Here is a 4,461-nt window from a genome sequence, read left to right as displayed (position 1 = left end):
CCGCTGCGTGGCGATCCGCCAGCGCTCCGAGCGCCTGGCGGAGCAGGGGCGCCGCGCCGCGCTCGACCCGGCGCCGCTGCAGTTCCGCGCCGCCGAATGGTCGCGGCTCGCGCGGTCGCTGCGCGAAGGCCGGCCGGTCGTGGACGCCGCCCTCGCCAAGACCCCCAACGCCGCGCTCGCCGCGGCGCGCGCCCTCCTGCCCGACCCGGCGGACATCGACGCCGAGGCCGCGCTGGCCGCCGAGGCGGCCGCGCTGGTGGACGCGGCGCGCGGCTCGCGCCCGCACGACGAGACGTCCCTCGTCGACTTCCCCGAAGCGTCGGCGCTGCTCGACCGCTGCGCGGCGAAGACGAACGAGCCGGACGACGTCCTCTTCCTCGCCGGGCTCGCCTGCTGCACGCTCGCCGCGCGCGCCGCCGCCGGAGCGCCGCGCGAGACGCTCGACCGGGCGCGCCGCGGCGTCGCCGTCGTCGCCCGCCGCTTCGACGAGGCGGTCGAAACGACGCTCGCCGAGCACAAGCGGAACCAGGAGCGCAACGCCGTCCTCGCCGCGTGGCGCCGCCGTCTCGGCGAGGCCAAGCGGCGGATCGACGAGGCGCTGACCCGCCCCGTCTCCGGCGCTCCCGCCGAGCCGCTGGCCGACGAGGCGATGGTCGAGCGGCTCCGCACGGTCCGCGGCCAGGTCGAACAACCGCGGCCCGCGCCGGCCCACGCCCCCAAGGGATGGCGCGGCTGGTTCAAGAAGAGCTGACGGCCGCGCGTCCGAGGACTCGTCGAACGAGGCCGCGCCCCGCGAGGCGCGGCCGGTCCGGGAGAGGTCGATAACCGCCTTCTGCGCGGCGTGGTAATCTCTGCCGACCTCTGCCGTCCCGGGTCCGATCGGCATCCGCGTCCAAGCCGCCGCGCGGCGGTTTCCGCCGGCGCCGAGCCGCGCCCCGGGACACTGCACGCGCCCCCGTTCAAGGTGCGGCGCCGGGGTGGCAAACATGACCGAAAACGTCCTCCGCGTCGGGTTGGCCGGACTCGGCCGGCACGGCATGCGGTACGCGCAGCATCTCCTCGCCGGCGACGCGCCGCGCGCCCGTCTGGTCGCCGTCTTCCGCCGCGACGCCGACGAAGGCCGGGCGTGGGCCGCGCCGCGCAATCTCGCGCTGCACTCCTCGCTCGAGGCGCTCGTCGCCGATCCGAACGTCGACGTCCTCGTCGTCGCGCTGCCGCCGACCGAGCATCCGCGGGCGATCAAGCTCGCCGCGGCGGCCGGCAAGCCGATCCTCGTCGAGAAGCCGCTGGCCGTGGACTCCAGGCAGGCCGCCGAGGCGGTCGAGGTCGCGGCGAAGGCCGGGATCAAGGCGATGGTCGCCCAGACGATGCGCTTCAACAGCGTCGTGCGGGCCGTGCGCGAGCGGATCCCCGCGATGGGCCCGCTCCACCTCGTCGCCGTCAACAACCGCTTCGAGCCGGCGACGCGCCCCTGGTTCAACGCCCCCGAGCAGGGCGGGATGATCATCAACACCGGCGTCCACAGCGTGGACCTGCTCCGCTTCCTCACCGGCGCCGAGATCGTCGAGGTCAAGGCGTTCGGCCGCCGCGTGCTGACGCCGGAGATCGACGACGCCTTCGCCGCCGTGCTGCGGCTCGAGCCGGGCGGCATCCTCGTCACGCTCGACAACTCGTGGGCCACCGGCGGCCGCACCGGCCGGCTGGAGATCGTCGGCGAGAAGGGCCAGCTCGCCGCCGACCACGTCCACAGCATTCTCCGCGAGATCCACGGACGGCAGATGATCAAGCCGCCCCTCCCCGATTCCGTCCCCACTGTGCGCGAAGTCCTCCGCGCCTTCACCACCGCCCTGCAGGAAGGCGGGCCGGTCCCCGTGCCGCTCGAGGAGGGCCTCAAGGCCGTCCAAGGGGCCGAGATGATCGCCCGCGCCGTCGCGGAAAGGAAGTAGACCCGAGATGAAGATCATCGAGTGCGTTCCCAACATCTCCGAAGGGCGCGACCAGAAGGTCCTCGACGCCGTGGCCGCCGCCGTGCGCGCGGTCGAAGGGGTCACCCTGCTCGACGTCGATCCGGGCGCCGAAACCAACCGCACCGTCTTCACGTTCGTCGGCGGCCCGGAAGCGGTCGCCGAGGCGGCGTTCCGGCTGGTCGAGTCGGCCTCCAAGCTGATCGACATGCGCCAGCACCACGGCGCGCACGCCCGGATGGGCGCGACCGACGTCGTGCCGTTCGTTCCGGTCGGCGGCGGCGCGACGATGGACGACTGCGTGGCGCTGGCCAACGAAGTCGGCCGCCGGATCGCCGAAAAGCTCGACATCCCCGTCTACCTCTACGAGCGCGCGGCGACGAAGCCGGAGCGGCGCAGCCTCGCCGAGGTCCGCAAGGGAGAGTACGAAGGCCTCGCCGCGAAGCTGCAGGATCCGGCGTGGGCCCCCGACTACGGCCGGCCGGTCTTCAACGAGAAGTCCGGCGCGACGATCGTCGGCGCCCGCCCGTTCCTCGTCGCCTACAACGTGGACCTCAACACGACCGACAAGAAGCTGGCCCACGACATCGCGCTCGAGATCCGCGAGCAAGGGCGCAAGGTCAAGGGTCCGGACGGCAAGATCCTCAAGGACGAGCGCGGCCGCGACGTGACGAAGCCGGGCAAGTTCAAGTCGATCCGCGCCGTCGGCTGGTACATCCCCGAGTTCGGCCGCGCGCAGGTCTCGATCAACGTCCTCGACTACAACGTCGTCGCGCCGCACACCGTCTTCGACGAGATCGAGCGCCAGGCGCTCGAGCGCGGGATGCGGGTCACCGGCTCGGAGATCGTCGGCCTCGTGCCGCTCGAGGCGCTCAAGATGGCCGGCCGGCACTACCTCGCCGCGCAGGGGAAGACCCCCGCGGCGCCGGAGCCGGACCTGCTGGAGACGGCGCGCATCTCGCTCGGCCTCTGCGACGTCAAGCCGTTCGAGACCGACAAGGCGGTGATCGACTACCGCCTCGCCCCGCGCGAGCGAGGGCTGCGGGCGATGAGCCTCGTCGGCTTCGCCGACGAACTGTCGCGCGACACCCCGGCCCCCGGCGGCGGTTCCGTCGCCGCCCTCTGCGGCTCGCTCGCCGCGGCGCTCGTCTCGATGGTCTCCGCCCTCACCTTCGGCGGCTCGAAGGACAAGGCGGCCAAGGAAGAGTTCGTGAAGCTCGGCCTCGCCGCGCAGGAGTTGAAGGACCAGCTGCTGCGCGCCGTGGACGACGACACGGCCGCCTTCGACATGATCCGCTCGGCGCGCAAGCTCCCCAAGGCCACCGACGAGCAGAAGGCCGCGCGCGACGAAGCGATCGTCGCCGCGACCCGCCGCGCGATCGAGATCCCGCTCTCCGTCGTCGAGGCGGCGGGCAAGGTCGCCGCGCTGGTCGTCCGCGTCTCGCAGATCGGGATGACCGCGGCCGCGTCCGACTTCGGCGTCGCCGCCTTGTGCGCGCGCACCGCGGCCGAAGGCGCGGCGCTCAACGTGCGGATCAACCTCCCCGGCCTGCCGGACGCCGCCGAGCGCGCGGCGTTCAAGGCCAAGCTCGACGCCGCCCTCGCCGCGGCGCGCGCGGGGGCCGAGAAGGCGCTGGCCAAGGCCGAGGAGATCATCGGCTGACCGGCGCGGCCATTTCGGACAACGCGAGGGGCGGGCCGTTTTCGGCCCGCCCCTTTTTTCGCGCCCCGGAACCCGGCCGCGGCGCCTGCCCTTTCGCCTCCGCGGCCGGGTCTTCCCCGGGGTCAGCGCGGCGAGGCGGCCTGCATCGCCGCCGCGTCGCTCCGCTTCTCCGCGGCGCCGCCGACCGGCGCCGCGTCCTTGGGCGCCGGCGTGTTCGCCGTCCAACCGCCGCCCAAGACCTTGTAGAGAGTCACGTTGTTGTCGGCCTTCGCGAGCCGCACCGAGATCAGCGCCTTCTGCGCGTCGTAGAGCGTGCGCTGCGCGTCGAGCACGTCGAGGTAGCTCGAAATGCCGGTGCGGAACCGCTGCTCGGAGATGCGCTGGCTCGCGCCGGTCGCGGCGACGAGCGCCTCCTGCGCCGCGATCCGCTCGTCCACCGTGCCGCGCAGCGCCAGCGCGTCCGCGACCTCCCGAAACGCCCCTTGGATCGCCCGTTCGTACTGCGCCAGCGCGATCCCGCGCTCGGCCTTCGCGGCCGCGAGATTGCCCTTCAGACGTCCGGCGCCGAAGATCGGCAGCGTCGCCTGCGGCGCGAAGGTCCACGCCCCCGTCCCGCCCTTGAAGAGGTTCGAGAGGTCCGCGCTCGCCACGCCGGCGTTGGCGGTCAACGCGATCCGAGGGAAGAACGCGGCGCGCGCGACGCCGATGTTCGCGTCGGCCGCGCGCAGCGTCCGCTCGGCCTGCATGATGTCCGGTCGGCGCTCCAGAACTTCCGACGGCAGCCCGGCGGAGACGTCCTTCGTCGCCGGCGTCCGGAACAGGTCCTCGCCGGGC

At 73.6% G+C, this 4,461-nt stretch carries 4 protein-coding genes; 3 read left to right on the top strand and 1 reads right to left on the bottom strand.

Annotated elements, in window-relative coordinates; translation table 11 throughout:
• The 3 genes from LLG88_09615 to ftcD all read left to right on the top strand — a co-directional run.
• Positions 1 to 751, top strand: a 751-nt coding sequence (locus LLG88_09615; protein MCE5247160.1) for a hypothetical protein, incomplete at its 5' end; no start/stop codon positions are given.
• Between the two features lie 235 nt (positions 752 to 986).
• A complete protein-coding gene (locus LLG88_09610) occupies positions 987 to 1,946 on the top strand; it encodes a Gfo/Idh/MocA family oxidoreductase (protein ID MCE5247159.1) in 960 nt (319 codons plus the stop codon).
• Between the two features lie 7 nt (positions 1,947 to 1,953).
• Positions 1,954 to 3,627: a glutamate formimidoyltransferase gene (gene ftcD / locus LLG88_09605; GenBank protein ID MCE5247158.1), complete on the top strand. Its 1,674-nt coding sequence runs from the start codon at positions 1,954 to 1,956 to the stop codon at positions 3,625 to 3,627.
• Positions 3,628 to 3,749: 122 nt separating this feature from the next.
• On the opposite strand, the gene LLG88_09600 is transcribed toward ftcD, so the two are convergent.
• On the bottom strand, positions 3,750 to 4,461 hold a 712-nt coding region (locus LLG88_09600), incomplete at its 5' end, for an efflux transporter outer membrane subunit (GenBank protein MCE5247157.1).

Source organism: bacterium, assembly GCA_021372775.1.
GTDB lineage: Bacteria > Acidobacteriota > Polarisedimenticolia > J045 > J045 > JAJFTU01.
This window is presented reverse-complemented; position numbering and strand designations above follow the sequence as displayed.

Bases quoted from the DNA above. Each gene is read 5' to 3' on its own strand.
- LLG88_09610 (MCE5247159.1), top strand. From the start codon at position 987: ATGACCGAAAACGTCCTCCGCGTCGGGTTGGCCGGACTCGGCCGGCAC.
- ftcD (MCE5247158.1), top strand. From the start codon at position 1,954: ATGAAGATCATCGAGTGCGTTCCCAACATCTCCGAAGGGCGCGACCAG.